The organism is Mogibacterium kristiansenii (assembly GCF_009695905.1).
Taxonomy (GTDB): Bacteria; Bacillota; Clostridia; order Peptostreptococcales; family Anaerovoracaceae; genus Mogibacterium_A; species Mogibacterium_A kristiansenii.
The window spans coordinates 1-14,240 of record NZ_VUNA01000010.1 but is presented as its reverse complement, the minus strand read 5'-3'; the positions used below and the strand labels follow the sequence as shown (position 1 = coordinate 14,240).

Below are 14,240 nucleotides of genomic sequence, written 5' to 3'. Positions count from 1 at the left end.
TATCGAAGAATTTACCGCTTTACCAATAGATGAAACTTATATTCCACCCACGAAAAATCGGTGTTTTTCAATACCATTCCCTGACGTTTCTATTTCGTGCTATAATACTAGGGTTATTACATTCAGAAGGTGAGTATTTATGGTAAAAAAAATATTGGGCCGGACGGGGATTTCCGTCACGCCCGTAGGTATGGGGACCCTGACGATGGGGTTTTCCCAGAAAAATTTAGATATCGAAGCCGGTTCCCGGATAATTGTACACGCGGTGGAAAAGGGCATTAATTTCCTGGATACCGCTCAGTATTACGATACCTATCGATATCTCCGGCCGGCACTGGATGAAATCCGCCAAAGGGATCTGGACTTTCCGATCATCTGCAGCAAGACTTTAGAGGAAGGATATGCCGAAACGGAAGCGGCCGTTCTGGAATGCCTGGAACAATTGGATATTGATGCAGTCGATCTTTTCCTGCTTCATGAAGTCCGCGGAACAGAGGATTTCTATGCAAGGAAAGATGCATGGCGGTCGCTCTGCGATTTGAAAGCCAAAGGTCTTATAAAAGCAATCGGCATCTCCACCCATCATGTGGATGCTTGCGCGGAAATGGCCGCAATTTCAGAATGCGATGTGGTATTTACGCTGATTAATCAAGATGGAATGGGCATTCGGAAAGGATTGGAACCGGGAACCCGAGAGGAGATGGAAGCGGCAATTCGGAAATGTGCGGATGCGGGAAAGGGTATTTTTACCATGAAAGCTTTTGGGGGCGGAAACTTGATTCACGATTACAGGAGTTGTCTGGAGTACGCTGCCGGAATCCCAGGTAATACCTCGGTAATGATTGGGATGGCGGACACGGAACAGGTAGATCGAGCGGTGGAATTCTTTAGCGGACGCCTTTCTGCGGACTACCAACCGGATGTTTCGAACAAGCGATTGATGGTGGATCAGTCCGACTGCGAAGGGTGCGGCACCTGCAAAAATCGCTGCGTCAGTGAAGCAATTTTCTGGAACGAGAATGGGCTGGCGGAAATCGATCCGAAGAAATGCGTTCATTGCGGCTACTGTGCGCCGGTATGCCCGGTACGGGCCATTATTTTCTTATAGCACCACAAGAGCCAGGTGACATATCCTCATTTCACCTGGCTCCTAGCACTCTTCTTTCATATTCATTAACTTTTCCACTTCTTTCTTTATTGATATCCTGAAAATTAACTTCCGTCCTCTATCGTATCAACCGTTTTTACTTTAGCTTAATCAGCCACAATTTACGGATTTTCTACTTTCGGATACCTTCCTTTACGTTACCCATTGGTCTAACCTCTACTTTCTGCCGTTGGCTATTTGCTGTGTTTCAGATCAGCTATCTGCTAAGACTGTGTGTTGGTCCGTCCTCCCTGTGATAGATTACTGTTGTAGGTCAGTTACCGTTTTCTAATCTACTTTTGGTCTTACCTCCACTTTCTGCTTCCCCGATTTTTTAATGAAAGCTCATTGGCTTTATTTCAGACCAGCCTGTCTGCTAAATTTTTCCTTTGGTCTAACCTCCTTTCGACTAAATTTGCTGTTTCGGATCAGCTATCCTTCGAACTTACCCATTGGTCTTTCCTCCGATTCCGAAGTCTTTCAGATACACCCTTCTATATCCAAAACCGTTAGGTTTGTCGCTTGGTTCTTTGGACTTCTTCTTTTGTTGTCTATATAATAGCGCGGAAAGAATTTTAAAAACAGTCTTAATTTTAAAATTTTTTAGTGGTATAATAAGAGTGTTGTGAGGCTTATTCGTGAAAATGAACAAAGTCTCTTTTTTTCTGCCCGAAAATCAATTCTTGCTCAACAAATAACCGGCATGGAGTTCGCTTCCATGCCGGTTCGTATTTGCCCTACTGAGCACCCTTTACCATCCGATTCTCGTCAGTAATCTGATAGGTGCTTACCAAATCCGCTACCAAATCGCGGATATAATCCTTATTCTTATATGCCGCATCCATCAGAGGCTCCAATTGATCCAACATCCACTCCACATCGAAGGGAATCGGCTTTCCGATATGAATCAGCTCGTTGTCCGTCTTCTCAAGACCTTCTTCCGCCATGAGCTTCTCTTCATACAGCTTTTCCCCCGGACGGAGACCGGTGTACTCTATTTTGATGTCCACATCCGGTTTCAGTCCGGACAGACGGATGAGGTTGCGTGCCAACGTATCTATTTTTACCGGCTCGCCCATGTCCAACACGAAGATTTCGCCGCCGTGGGCGTAACATCCGGCCTGAAGCACCAGGCTGACCGCCTCCGGAATTGTCATAAAGTAACGAATGATATCCGGATGGGTGACGGTAACCGGACCACCGGCAAGAATTTGCTTCTTGAACAGCGGAATCACGGAGCCGTTACTGCCCAGTACATTGCCGAACCGTACTGCAACGAATTCCGTCTTGCTTTGGCGCAGCTGTTCATCCTTCTCCGGCGTCGACGCCCATTTTTTGAGAATCGGATTGCAGAACAGCTGCGGTGCTTCATCCGCTTTGCCCGTCTTCACCAAATGGTCGAAGGCCTGCACAATCATCTCGCACAATCGCTTGGTGGCGCCCATGATATTGCACGGGTTTACCGCTTTGTCCGTACTAATCAGCACAAATTTATCGACGTTATGAATCATTGCCGCAAATGCGGTATTGTAGGTACCGATGACATTGTTTTTAATCGCTTCGCACGGACTGCCCTCCATCAACGGTACGTGTTTGTGGGCCGCCGCATGGAATACGATATTCGGGTGATACTGCTCGACCACCTGGAAAATTCTTCTGTTATCTCGAACCGAACCGATTAGCGTTACCAGGTTCAAATCCGGATATTTCTTAATCAATTCCTGCTGAATATCATATGCGTTGTTCTCGTATATATCGAAAATAATCAATTGTTTCGGGTTGTGTGCGGCAACCTGCCGGCACAGCTCCGATCCGATGGATCCGCCGCCGCCGGTGATCAGAACTACGTTCTTTTCAATATAGCTGCAAATATCATCCAGGTTGACCTTAATGGGATCTCTGCCCAGCAAGTCCTCAATTTCCACTTTACGCATCTTCGACAGAGATACTTCTCCGTTAGCGATTTGGTAGATTCCCGGAAGGCTCTTCAACTCGCAGTCCGTCTCCTTGCAAATGTTCAAAATATCTCTCCGAATCTGCGGCGATACAGACGGAATTGCCAGATAGATTTTGTCGATGTTAAATTGATCCACCGCTTCCAGAATGCGGTCTCTGCCGCCGAACACCAGAACCCCGTCGATGAATCGTCCCCATTTATTTGGATTATCATCGATTATGCATCGCGGTTCGTCGTTCAGATGTTTGGTGGTATTCAGTTCTCGGATAACCATGGATCCGCTTTTCCCGGCACCGATTACCAATACGTTCTTCACCTTATGACTCTTCTTGTATTTATCAGATCGTAAAAGAAGAATGAATCTATATGCAAAACGAATACCGATTGTAAACCCGAACTGAAGCGTTAGTCCCATTAAATAGTAAGAAATCGGCATGCGAACAGTAATCGCAAATGCTGCGTGAACCAGTACGCATAATCCGGTAGATTTCACCACCCGCAACAGTTCATCGTAGCTGGCGAATCGCCAAATGCTTCGATAGAGCCGCATTCCGGCATAGATTATGACACATATTACAATGTAGAACGGGATATACTTCTTGTACGGAGAAAGATATTCGTACGGAATTTCGGAATAATGAAAATCAAACCGCAGCAGCAATGCGATGAAATAAGCTGCCGCAATTGAAATAACGTCGTATATAACCAACATGGCTTTAATTACTTGCCAATGTTCGATGAATGGTCTTCTTGTTTCTTTTTTCTGCTGCATTTTCGCTCCCCCCCGCAAAAATATGTCTATTGTAAAAATGTACTGTGTTGCTTCCTATTTTTATTGTTTTTAAATTTCATTACAACCGCCGAAACCTCCCCCGGAATATTCTTCGTGGCCAGAATAATGAGGGGAGATTTCGCAACTGTATTTAAGTAAAAAGGTTGTTTATAATTACTTTACCCTAATCTTGATGTACTTTACGCACTTACCGTAGTTGCCCTTTGCCGCAACGGTAACCTTGATCTTGTAAGTACCCTTCTTTGCCTTCTTGGAAATAGTAACTTTGCCCTTCTTGCTTACCTTGACATACTTGGAAGAACTCTTGTAAGTTACCTTACCCTTGTTCTTGCTCTTCGTCTTAATCTGGAAGCTCTTGCCCTTCTTTTTGAGCTGCTTCTTGGTGTAAGTCTTGTTCTTTGTAACAGATACTACGTTCTTTGCCTGCTTGATGGTGTAGTACACAGTCTTGCCGTTAAATGTATATTTATACGTTCCGGCATTAACAGGGGTTGTAATAGTTTTTACTTCCGTCTTAATGTTGTCGCTACCGTCATCGGTAATTACGTATACCTTTACTACAGCAGACTTTCCATCGTAGGTCTTGGAATTCGCACCCTTTACAACTGCGGTGTAAGTCGGGTTCTTCGCCGGACTGTCCACTGCCGCAAAAGCGAACGAAGGCATTACCATGGTAAATGCAAGAATAGCCGTTAACAAAATTAACTTAAGTCTCTTCAAGCTAAAATCTCCTTTCTTTATATTATTATCATTAACGATTCGCCACGTAATCTGATAACCGTATCCACTATTTGTCTTCCCGGTCTCCTCCATAATAGCCATCATAACCGTAATAGCCATATTTCCCGTAGGACTTGGACGAAACGGATTCCCGATTCAATACGACCCCCAGCAATTTGCAGTGAATCTGCTCCAGCTGCTGAATGGATGTTCGAATTAACTTCCGGGATGTGTATTCGTTTCGTACCACGAATACCGCCCCATCGCTCATTGTCGCAATGACATTGGCATCCGCTGCCGCCACCAAAGGAGCGGAGTCGATGATAATATATCGATATTCCTTGCTGAGCCGATCCAGCAGCTCTTCAAACCGATGATCCTCAATCAACGATGTCGGATTTTCCAACAGGTTGATGCACGGAATGAAATCGCCGTGCTCCACGTTGGTCTTGTAGATGACGTCCTCGTATTCACACTGTCCGGAAAGGTAGTAATCGATGCCCACCGGATTCTCGTCCTCAAACTCCATATTCAGCCGCTTGATCAGCACTGAATTTCTCATATCCAAATCCAGGAACAGGGTTTTGCTTCCGGATTCCGCCAGCATCTGCCACAGCTGCACCGCCACAAAACTTTTTCCCTCGTTGGGAATGCTACTGGTAATCAGAATTTTCTTCGTATCATTTCCCACAAACTGAAAATTGATTTTCAGCTTCTTAAACGCTTCTTCCATCATGTACGGAAGTGCCGGTAATTCTATATTTAAATTTTTCATTTATCTTGCACCTCCATTTTTCTTCGAACGGCGTTTCCGTCCCTTTCGTTTTTCTCGCTTTTTGCCTTCTTCTTCCTTGTCAAACAGGTCTCCGCTTCCTTCCGGAATGGATGCAATCGGCATAATTCCGAAGTAGTTTTCGAATTCCTCTGCCGAGTGAATGGTATCATCCTTCAGATATTGTACGGTCAGAATTCCGCATGCCAGGATAAAACCAAGGAGCGCGCCAATCAGCGTATTCCGGCTGTTGCTCGGTCCGGATTTCTTATCCGGCATCTTCGCACGCTGTGCCACATTCGGCGGATTCGTGCTCATGGTATCCGGAAGGTATTTCAAGGAGACATCCATGAATTCATTGGCCAGCTTCATACTCTCGGACGGAGATTCCGTTGTAGCGGTAATGTACAGTACACGAGTATCCTGCGGATTGGAGATGGAAATCTTCTTTAATAGTTTTTCCGGAGTTTCCTTCAGCTTCAGATTCTTAATAACCTGTTCCGCCACCGGTTCACTAATAATCAGTTCTTCGTAATCCGCTGTTAAAGTAGTACCTACATTCAAGTCTGTTAAATCCACAATAGAACCCTTGGAAGCGGAAATGATATACAACTTCGCCGTGGATTCATACTTCGGATGAATTAAAAACATCGATACGGCACCGAAAAGAAATGCCCCGATAAATAAACTTACAATGATAAATTTCGCATGTTCCAGGAAATGAGATGCCAGCATCAGAAGATCGATTTCATCTTCTCGTACCTCATTCCCCCTTCTCGACGATTCCGCAATCGTTTTCTCTGTCATCTGTCTGTGTACTCCTTCCGTAACTGTTCTCTCTCAATATCTTTCTTTCCGTATCTTTTGAAATTATTCCTCGTCCGAATCATCCGGCCACTCTTCCACCGGTTCGTAGAAAAGTTTCTTAATCACGCTCTCCAGACTCCCCTCGTCGTATTCCACTTCCGCATAACCGGTATCCTTGTTGATTGTACGGGAATACTTGATATCCGATACGTTTATTCTTTTATCGGAGGAAAGTGCTTCGATAATCTTGCTGAAATCCGAATCCGTCATATTCGTGACCATGTACTTGTCCAACTTTTTGCGGGCGTTTGAAACAAAATTATTGTCTTGCTTTGCATGGTCAATCACCGCCGGATACAGCGCCTCGATGTAGGTCTGCTGCCGGTTCATTCGATTTTCGTTGGTGCCGTCCCCGACAGACTTTCGTCCGCGCACAAAGGTTTCCGCCTGAGCATCCGACAGGTGTACGGTCTGACCGCTTGCCAGGCCGCTCTCTCCGGCAAAATCATCCGTTACCGTAACATCCACACCGCCCACCAGGTGGTTCACCGTGCCGATAGCGTCCATGCTCAAAGACACGTATCCATCTATGCGCTGGTCGTGCAGCAGTCCGGAAACCGCATCCTCGGCCAGCTCACAGCTCTGTTCTTTGCCGTCTCCGTAGGCATAGGCTAATGCCAGCTGCATGGTATTCTCGCCCAGTATGTTTCCATCTTCGTCCGGGATCTCCAACGATACCATCGCATCCCGATCTAACGGCAGAATGGCAAAGTTTTTGTTCACCCGATCGATTACCAGAAGAATCACGGAATCGCATTGAACGGATTGATTCTTTTTCTGCTTCGTATTTTTACTGTCGCCGGCAGCGTCCACACCGAGGAACAGGTACGTCTCGATGTTCTGTTTTTTGTAACATTCCTCCCCGTCAATGGTGTAGACCTTTTTGCCGGAGCCCTCGCTTGTACCGGTGGACCGGTGATCCATATAGTACATAAGGGCGGCCACCGCCAGAACTATCAAAAATGCTGCGCCGATCATCACCATGGATTTTTTGTTTAATTTTGCCTTTCGGTTCCTATCGTTCATCCACTCACTCCATACCTGTATATCTGTTTGTTCTATTCTATTTCTTACTTATCGTGCCCTTCGTCCCGAGCATCCTGAAGAAACTTCCGATTCTGCGCTTTCAGCTGTTTCACAAAAGCCGTTCCCAGGCTGTCTTCCAACGCCTTCATACCGCTGTCCATGTTCGGCGGCCGGCGAGTCATGTTATGAGAATCACTCCCTAGGAAATGAGCCTCTCCGTTCCGAAACATCTTGATGAGTTTTTTTCGCATCGATCCTTCTGCAACCGATCGACAATTAATCTGAACGTACAGCGGCAGCCGATGCGTCATTTCAATTACCTTTCGAATATACTTTCGATTCTTGAAGTTCATATACCGTTCTAAATGAACCAGCACCACTCGATATTCGCGGCACAGGTCTTCAATCTCGCTTATGTAGGAATCCTCCCAGACATCAAAGGGCATTTCCAAAAGCAACACGTTTGTACCCCGGATGGTCAGCTTCTTCAGATCCTTCACTTCGCTCATGTGGCGGAAAAAAAAGACCTCTGCAGCCGGATATAGCCGAATGTCAACTGCGTCCGACGCATCGATCCATTTCTGAAGTACTTGAAATGCGTGATCCCGGTTTATCAGGAATTCTTCCATCCGATCTTTGGCCGCATCAAAATGGGGTGTACACACAATCTGCTGCACCCCTTGCGTTTTCGATGCCTCCAACATAGATGCGGAGGTTTCCAAATTTCGGCTTCCATCATCAATGCCCATCAAAACATGACAATGAAAATCAATCATATCCCTCTCCTTTTTGCAAAGAAAATTCATATGCATTTTCGTATTTTTATTTTACATGCTATTCTTTATGATGTCAATGTACCTATGGTATCAAAGGATTCTACCTGTAGTTTATTTGTTATTTTTTTTGTTATTGTACAGAGAGAAAGGCTAATTTAAAAAGATAAATCTGTGCTTTTTCTCATGCAAAACCGGCATCCCCCTCAGATGCCGGTTTCATTTTTCCGTTTTAATCAGTTATTCCTCCGCTGCCAGAATTGCAGCACCGATGGCTCCGGCATATCTTGCCAGCGGTGTGCTCTTTACCGGCGCATTTAATGCCAGCTCCAAGCGCTCCCGCACATAGTCATCCTCGCACAGTCCGCCGGTGAGGAAGTATTTATCCGCCGGCACTTGGGCAATTAATGCTACTACCTTGTTGATGACGGATTCGATTACGCCAAACGCAATATCCGCTCTCGGTGTCCCCTTTCCAATCAAGCTGATCACTTCCGATTCCGCAAACACGGTGCACATGGAGCTGATAGAAATCTCATTTCCTTCTCTTGCCAAGTCCGACAATTCTTCCAATGTCAATCCCAGCCGGCCGGTCATAACCTCCAGGAATTTGCCGGTTCCCGCGGAGCATTTGTCGTTCATGATAAATTTCATGACGCGCCCTCTCTTAAGAGAAATTCCCTTGGTGTCCTGTCCGCCGATATCGATTACCGTTCCGTTTTCCTTGAACAGGTAGTCTGCGCCTTTTCCGTGACAGGTGATTTCCGTTACCACATTGTCCGCATACGGAACGGAAACCCGGCCGTATCCGGTGGCCACGTATTTCGCATTGTCCTTGGTAATTCCTTCGGACGCTAATGACTCATAGATTTTGTCTGCCACCTTTCGGCTGCTGAACCCGGTGTCCAGCAGCATTGTTTTTGCCACTTCGTCATCCTTGATTACAGCCACCTTGGCGGCACTGGAGCCGATATCTATTCCTACTTGATACATATTTTTCTCCTATAGAAAAGAGCAAGAGAAATCTTGCTCTTTGTGATGCTATTGAAAGTCTATAACATTTCCAGGAACGCTGCAAGTCTTGTTTCAATCTGACCGCTGTCGGTTGTGGAGTAATCCGTTTCCAGCTTCATGTACGGAATTCCTTCTTCGTCGCACATCTCCTGCATACGGGTTGCTTCCACGTTGAAGGTGTGGCACGCCTGAAGTACCAGTTCTACCACGCCGTCCACGTTATACTTCTTGCACATTTCCTTTGTGTTCTCGATACGGCCCTCATTGGTGGTCATAACGGAACAATGGATTTCCAGATAACGGTCCGAAATCGCTCTCAGAATATCGTCCGCATCCTCGTCTACCATCATCTTTGTGGTACGTTCACCGCCGCAGTCGTCCAGACAGACGATTACGCCGCCGTTGTTCTCAATGGTAACGCCCACCTTTTGAATAACACCGGTGGATGGACAGCCGGTCAGGAGAATTCTCTTGGCCTTCTCGGAAACCGGTCTTTCTCCCGCTTCATATGCTGCTTTTGCCGCATCGACCCTTGCCCGGTAAGTTGCATGCTGTGCATCCACGCCGAAGTGAAAGAGTCCCTGAGCGAGGGTGGACATCACCTCGGTGGATTTCAATGCCGGCGGATTCATTCCCTGAAGTGCGTACAGCTCCAGCTGAGTTCTTCTCAGGGCGTTTCTCTTTCCGGCCGCCTCTCTCAGCTTTTCGTCGGTAATTTCCACACCGTATTTTTCTTCCAGCTTTTCTTTCAGGAGTTTGACTTCTTCGTACCAGATATCCTTCGCATACGCTCTCTTCTGACCCTGCGGAAGCTGCATTACGTAGGTTTCCTTGATGTCGTTGAGCAGTTCAAACATCTTCTTTTTCCCGTCGCAGGTGGTTTCGCCAACGATAAAGTCGCAGAAGTAGGTATACGGGCATTTGTCCGTATATGCAAAACCGTAGCTTGCTTTAATCAGTGGACATAGATTCTTCGGAAGCACCTTCTCCGCATCCGCAATCGGCTCATTGCTGGTTCCGCACAGACCAATCGCACATACGCCGGCCGCATCGAACAGTTCCAGCGGAGTGTAGGAACAGAAGATTCCGACTAGATGTCCGCCGTTTTCCACGTAATCTTTTACGTGAATGAAGCCGGCTTTTCTCGCATCCACAAATTCGTCAAATGACTTCGGTAATTCTAAATTAGGCATATTATTCAATCCTTTCTCAGATGATACAAATTCCCTGATCATTGTAATCGCCGAAAAAAGTGAAGTCAAATTCACGATTTCAATATAAATGTGTGCTTAGATTAATTTTTTGTATCTTAACCATTCTCTTTCTGCAAATATTTCTCTGCGATTTCCGCCGCAGTGCGGCAGGCGCCCACGCAAGGGCGGCTCCGGTAATACTCCTCGGTTCTCACCGCCGGCTCCTCCAAATCCTGTCCCTTCTTCAGTCCCAGCAGCTCGCGGCAGATGAGGGATCCCTCTTTCTCCTCAAATTCCCGGCACATCTTCTGCACCAGCGCATACAGTGCTTTTTTCCCTTGCGCATCTGCCGGGTCGGAGTATCCCCGAAGAACACCGGCTGCCATCGTCATTCCGGAGACGGCCCCGCACACTTCCCGGAGCTTGCCGAAACCCGCACCGAAGGGAGATGCCATTCTCGCCGCCTCTTCCTCACTCATTCCAAGTTCCTCTGCAAAAGCCACAAATACCGATTGGCTGCAGTTGTATCCTTTGCGGAATAATTCTTCCGCTCGGTCTGCCTTATTCATAACGTCCTCCTGTACTCTCTAAAAACAGCTTTCTTAACATCCAAGGTATCCGGCAATCTCCGAGTCGTACAGCGCCATCACGCGTCTCAGAGTTCCATCATTCACATCATATTCTATCATCCGATCCTCATCTTTCACAAAGCGAATCGGCAGTACATTCGGCGACGTTCCGCTGATAAACGCCGCATCGAAATCCCCCAGGTCCTTCCGCGGAATCTCCCGATATTCGATGGGCACCCGGCTCTCCTCGCACACCGAAATGATTCTTTTACGAGTAATTCCCAGAAGAACGCCCTCGGCCGGACTGGTCACCACAACGCCGTCCTTAATGAAGAACATATTGGATCGGCTGCCCTCCGTGATGCAATCCTTCCGATTTGCCAGCATCACCTCGAAAAACCCGTTCTCCGCAATCATGCGATTGGCGAATTCCCGCAGCCAGAAGTTGCTGATCTTCACCTGTGGGTTCTCCCGAACCGCCGCCAGAACCCCTACGCCCACGCCGTCACGATACATCTCTTCGCTGGGATAGGTGGCCCCGGTAAACATCATGCACACCGTGTCCTCCCAAATGATGATTTTCACGTTATCCGACGAAACACCGTTCGCCGTGCAAAGGCGCCCGAAATCCGCCCGAAGCGACTCCGCCGTAAAATCACATTGCATCCCGATTCCCGCCAGGGTATTCTTCAGCCTCTCCAGGTGATCCTCCAGGAAAAGCGGTTTTCCCTCAATGACCCGAATCACTTCGTACGCATACGCTTCCTGGGAATTAATCAGGGCATCGTACTCTGACGCATCACACAAATTCCCATTTACAATAACAATATTTCTTTCATTCATAATGCAATCTTCTCTCTGAATTTTTTTCTCGAACTTTATTATTATAGCCTATTCGCTCGTATATTTCAAAAATATGTCATCACTGCGTGCAGCTATCCGCATAACGTCCGCCCTCAGGAAGATCGGTTCGGCCCGGGGCGAGTGCATTTTGTTTTATAAGTGATAATAGCAGAAAAGGACCTCCGCATTGGATTGAAATGCGGAGGTTCTTTTCTGCTAGTGACTATTTTGAATTAAGTTGTCTCGAATTATACAACGCATTCTAGAAATCTACTTCGGTGTCGTAGTAGCAACACTTCAGCAGTTTTTCCATGTCTTCCTGACTCGGCTGTCTCGGGTTGGAACCGGTGCAGGCATCCAGAATTGCGTTTGCAGCGATTTCCGGGAGTCTTTCCAGGAATACATCTTCCGGTACGAAGCCCTGTTCGGTCGGATAGCTGTCGCCGCCGTAGTTCCTAATGCAGTGCGGGATGTTCAGTTTGTCGTTCATTCCGCGAACGTATTCAATCAGAGCGGCAACCTTCTCATCTTCGGTGGTTCCGCCAAGGTGCATGTAGTCTGCGATTACGGCATATCTCTTCTTAGCTTCTTCATTCTTCGCATTGTAAGCGATAACCTTTGGCAGATACATTGCATTCGCCGCACCGTGGATGATATGGGAACCGTAGTCCGCAAATGCAGCACCAGTCTTGTGAGCCATGGAGTGTACGATGCCCAGCAGGCCGGACGAGAACGCGATGCCGGCAAGGCACTGTGCGTTGTGCATGCTGTCGCGAGCGGTCATATCTTCATTGTAGGAATCGATCAGGTTCTCCTGAATCAGCTCGATTGCACGGATTGCCGGTGCATCGGTGAAATCACTGTGAACTGTGGATACAAAAGCTTCAATCGCATGGGTCAGCGCATCCATTCCGGTATGAGCTACCAGCTTCTTCGGCATGGTCTCTGCTAGCTCCGGATCCACGATTGCAACGTCCGGGGTAATCTCAAAGTCGGCGATTGGATATTTAATTCCCTTTTCGTAGTCTGTGATGATGGAGAATGCGGTAACTTCCGTCGCTGTTCCGGATGTGGAAGAAATCGCACAGAATTTTGCCTTGGTGCGCAGCTTTGGCAGTCCGAATACCACGCACATATCCTCGAAAGTTACTTCCGGATATTCATACTTAATCCACATTGCTTTCGCCGCATCGATTGGAGAGCCGCCGCCAATTGCTACAATCCAATCCGGACCAAAGTCCTGCATAAATGCCGCACCCTTCATTACGGTCTTAACGGATGGATCCGGTTCGATTCCTTCAAATACACGAACTTCCATTCCGGCCTCTTCCAGATAACTCTTTGCTTTGTCCAGGAAACCGAAACGCTTCATGGAGCCGCCGCCCACACAGATAACTGCTTTCCTTCCTTCAAATTGTTTCAGCACTTCCAGTGCACCTTTGCCATGATAAATGTCTCTTGGGTTAGTAAATCTTTGCATTTTATTTTCTACCTCTATTACCGGAAATAAAGTCCTTTTTGAACTTGATATTTATTTATCAATTTCTGACAAAAGTATAACGGTTTCGTAATTTATAATCAAGTCTTTTGGAGAATTTGTTTGTATATTATAAAGAACACTTTCACGACGGTAAAAAAACTTTCATTCCTCTCCCAGAACTGCACTACTTACTCTTAAATTCCTTCAATAGGCGATTGCTTTTCCACATGGATACCATTCCATTTGAAATAATCAATCCGATGAAGCCGAGCATCCCCATTGTCGCCGCCTGAGGTAATCCATAGATTCGATGTTCATTAAGAACATAGGATGCGTAAATGGCTGCGACGAATAGAATCATCCCAATGACGATTGAATATAATCCCCGGTTTCGAAGTTCTTTCAAGGTAGCAACTTTTTCCTCCTGTGATATTCGAACTACACTCGCAATCGTCTCTTCCGCTTTTTCCATGTAGTCTTCTACGCGAATTCTCTCACCACTTAACAGTTCGTTTACGGTAATGCCGAGAAAGTCACACAAGTCAATCATGATGGATGCATCAGGCAGACTTTTCCCGGTTTCCCATTTGGATACCGCTTTATTGGAAAGGCCGAAACGCTCCGCAAGTTGTGCTTGGGTAAGGCCTTTTTCTTTTCGAAGTTCCGCAATAAACGCCCCAGTTTTTTCTTGATTCATAGATTTCCTCCTTATGTTCGGTTCCATAATAGTGAATTTCTTTCCCAAATGGAATGAACCATCGGTAGACTTAGCACCATTTCACACGAGGTTTTATTTCGCGACAATTAGAATCGTCAGTGCCTCTGTTTGTGTAGTTAGTGTGAAAAGTTATGCAGATTGCCCTATTGAGCACACTTTTGCACAACAAGCGAGGTGAAAATAGAGGATGATGGTAAACAGAAGAGGTTTCGAACCCGGTTCACATAGCAGCTTGAAGGCTCCTGAATTGAAAAAGTAAGTTCTGCTTTTGTTATGGCAGCACTGGATTTTAAATTTGCAAATCCAGACAAGAAGTTACTTTTGCAAAACAGTTGCGCTGTCTTTTTCATTTGATGGAAGTGGATAGT

At 46.5% G+C, this 14,240-nt stretch carries 14 protein-coding genes; 1 reads left to right on the top strand and 13 read right to left on the bottom strand.

The features are described from left to right. Positions 1-139 precede the first annotated feature (139 nt). Positions 140-1,108 (top strand): aldo/keto reductase, encoded by a 969-nt coding sequence (locus FYJ65_RS05975; protein WP_154554442.1) that lies wholly within the window; start codon positions 140-142, stop codon positions 1,106-1,108. 776 nt (positions 1,109-1,884) lie between these two features. On the opposite strand, the gene FYJ65_RS05970 is transcribed toward FYJ65_RS05975, so the two are convergent. From FYJ65_RS05970 to FYJ65_RS09505, 13 genes are all read right to left on the bottom strand, one after another. Then, the gene (locus FYJ65_RS05970; RefSeq protein WP_235898213.1) at positions 1,885-3,876 is read right to left on the bottom strand and encodes a polysaccharide biosynthesis protein; all 1,992 of its coding nucleotides are present in this window, start codon (positions 3,874-3,876) and stop codon (positions 1,885-1,887) included. 174 nt (positions 3,877-4,050) lie between these two features. Further along, positions 4,051-4,737 carry a hypothetical protein gene (locus tag FYJ65_RS05965; RefSeq protein ID WP_206157328.1) on the bottom strand — a complete coding sequence of 229 codons (687 nt, stop codon included), beginning with the start codon at positions 4,735-4,737 and terminating at the stop codon, positions 4,051-4,053. Beyond that, the gene (locus FYJ65_RS05960; RefSeq protein WP_154554440.1) at positions 4,685-5,392 is read right to left on the bottom strand and encodes a CpsD/CapB family tyrosine-protein kinase; all 708 of its coding nucleotides are present in this window, start codon (positions 5,390-5,392) and stop codon (positions 4,685-4,687) included. The genes FYJ65_RS05965 and FYJ65_RS05960 overlap by 53 nt, the downstream gene beginning before the upstream one ends. Then, positions 5,393-6,196: a YveK family protein gene (locus FYJ65_RS05955; RefSeq protein WP_154554439.1), complete on the bottom strand. Its 804-nt coding sequence runs from the start codon at positions 6,194-6,196 to the stop codon at positions 5,393-5,395. It abuts the gene before it with no gap. 63 nt (positions 6,197-6,259) lie between these two features. After that, complete coding sequence (locus FYJ65_RS05950) at positions 6,260-7,282, bottom strand: LCP family protein (RefSeq protein WP_154554438.1); 1,023 nt, start codon at positions 7,280-7,282, stop codon at positions 6,260-6,262. Positions 7,283-7,326: 44 nt separating this feature from the next. After that, on the bottom strand, positions 7,327-8,058 hold the full coding sequence (locus tag FYJ65_RS05945; protein WP_154554437.1) for a CpsB/CapC family capsule biosynthesis tyrosine phosphatase: 732 nt from the start codon (positions 8,056-8,058) through the stop codon (positions 7,327-7,329). Between the two features lie 237 nt (positions 8,059-8,295). Continuing rightward, positions 8,296-9,048 carry an acyl-CoA dehydratase activase gene (locus tag FYJ65_RS05940; RefSeq protein WP_154554436.1) on the bottom strand — a complete coding sequence of 251 codons (753 nt, stop codon included), beginning with the start codon at positions 9,046-9,048 and terminating at the stop codon, positions 8,296-8,298. A 59-nt stretch (positions 9,049-9,107) separates the two neighbouring features. Then, positions 9,108-10,262, bottom strand: coding sequence for a double-cubane-cluster-containing anaerobic reductase (locus FYJ65_RS05935; RefSeq protein ID WP_154554435.1), 1,155 nt, complete (start codon positions 10,260-10,262; stop codon positions 9,108-9,110). A 116-nt stretch (positions 10,263-10,378) separates the two neighbouring features. Beyond that, entirely contained in the window at positions 10,379-10,831 is a 453-nt protein-coding gene (locus FYJ65_RS05930) for a C-GCAxxG-C-C family protein (protein WP_154554434.1), read from the bottom strand. Positions 10,832-10,864: 33 nt separating this feature from the next. Beyond that, positions 10,865-11,674: an aminotransferase class IV gene (locus tag FYJ65_RS05925; RefSeq protein WP_154554433.1), complete on the bottom strand. Its 810-nt coding sequence runs from the start codon at positions 11,672-11,674 to the stop codon at positions 10,865-10,867. A gap of 262 nt (positions 11,675-11,936) precedes the next feature. Continuing rightward, positions 11,937-13,154 (bottom strand): iron-containing alcohol dehydrogenase, encoded by a 1,218-nt coding sequence (locus FYJ65_RS05920; RefSeq protein WP_154554432.1) that lies wholly within the window; start codon positions 13,152-13,154, stop codon positions 11,937-11,939. 184 nt (positions 13,155-13,338) lie between these two features. Continuing rightward, positions 13,339-13,851: a helix-turn-helix domain-containing protein gene (locus tag FYJ65_RS05915; protein ID WP_154554431.1), complete on the bottom strand. Its 513-nt coding sequence runs from the start codon at positions 13,849-13,851 to the stop codon at positions 13,339-13,341. Between the two features lie 164 nt (positions 13,852-14,015). Beyond that, on the bottom strand, positions 14,016-14,240 hold a 225-nt coding region (locus FYJ65_RS09505; protein ID WP_206157327.1), incomplete at its 5' end, for a hypothetical protein.

Bases quoted from the DNA above. Each gene is read 5' to 3' on its own strand.
- FYJ65_RS05955 (WP_154554439.1), bottom strand. From the start codon at position 6,196: ATGACAGAGAAAACGATTGCGGAATCGTCGAGAAGGGGGAATGAGGTA.
- FYJ65_RS05975 (WP_154554442.1), top strand. From the start codon at position 140: ATGGTAAAAAAAATATTGGGCCGGACGGGGATTTCCGTCACGCCCGTA.
- FYJ65_RS05930 (WP_154554434.1), bottom strand. From the start codon at position 10,831: ATGAATAAGGCAGACCGAGCGGAAGAATTATTCCGCAAAGGATACAAC.
- FYJ65_RS05970 (WP_235898213.1), bottom strand. From the start codon at position 3,876: ATGCAGCAGAAAAAAGAAACAAGAAGACCATTCATCGAACATTGGCAA.
- FYJ65_RS05915 (WP_154554431.1), bottom strand. From the start codon at position 13,851: ATGAATCAAGAAAAAACTGGGGCGTTTATTGCGGAACTTCGAAAAGAA.
- FYJ65_RS05965 (WP_206157328.1), bottom strand. From the start codon at position 4,737: ATGGCTATTACGGTTATGATGGCTATTATGGAGGAGACCGGGAAGACA.
- FYJ65_RS05935 (WP_154554435.1), bottom strand. From the start codon at position 10,262: ATGCCTAATTTAGAATTACCGAAGTCATTTGACGAATTTGTGGATGCG.
- FYJ65_RS05940 (WP_154554436.1), bottom strand. From the start codon at position 9,048: ATGTATCAAGTAGGAATAGATATCGGCTCCAGTGCCGCCAAGGTGGCT.
- FYJ65_RS05925 (WP_154554433.1), bottom strand. From the start codon at position 11,674: ATGAATGAAAGAAATATTGTTATTGTAAATGGGAATTTGTGTGATGCG.
- FYJ65_RS05920 (WP_154554432.1), bottom strand. From the start codon at position 13,154: ATGCAAAGATTTACTAACCCAAGAGACATTTATCATGGCAAAGGTGCA.
- FYJ65_RS05945 (WP_154554437.1), bottom strand. From the start codon at position 8,058: ATGATTGATTTTCATTGTCATGTTTTGATGGGCATTGATGATGGAAGC.
- FYJ65_RS05950 (WP_154554438.1), bottom strand. From the start codon at position 7,282: ATGAACGATAGGAACCGAAAGGCAAAATTAAACAAAAAATCCATGGTG.
- FYJ65_RS05960 (WP_154554440.1), bottom strand. From the start codon at position 5,392: ATGAAAAATTTAAATATAGAATTACCGGCACTTCCGTACATGATGGAA.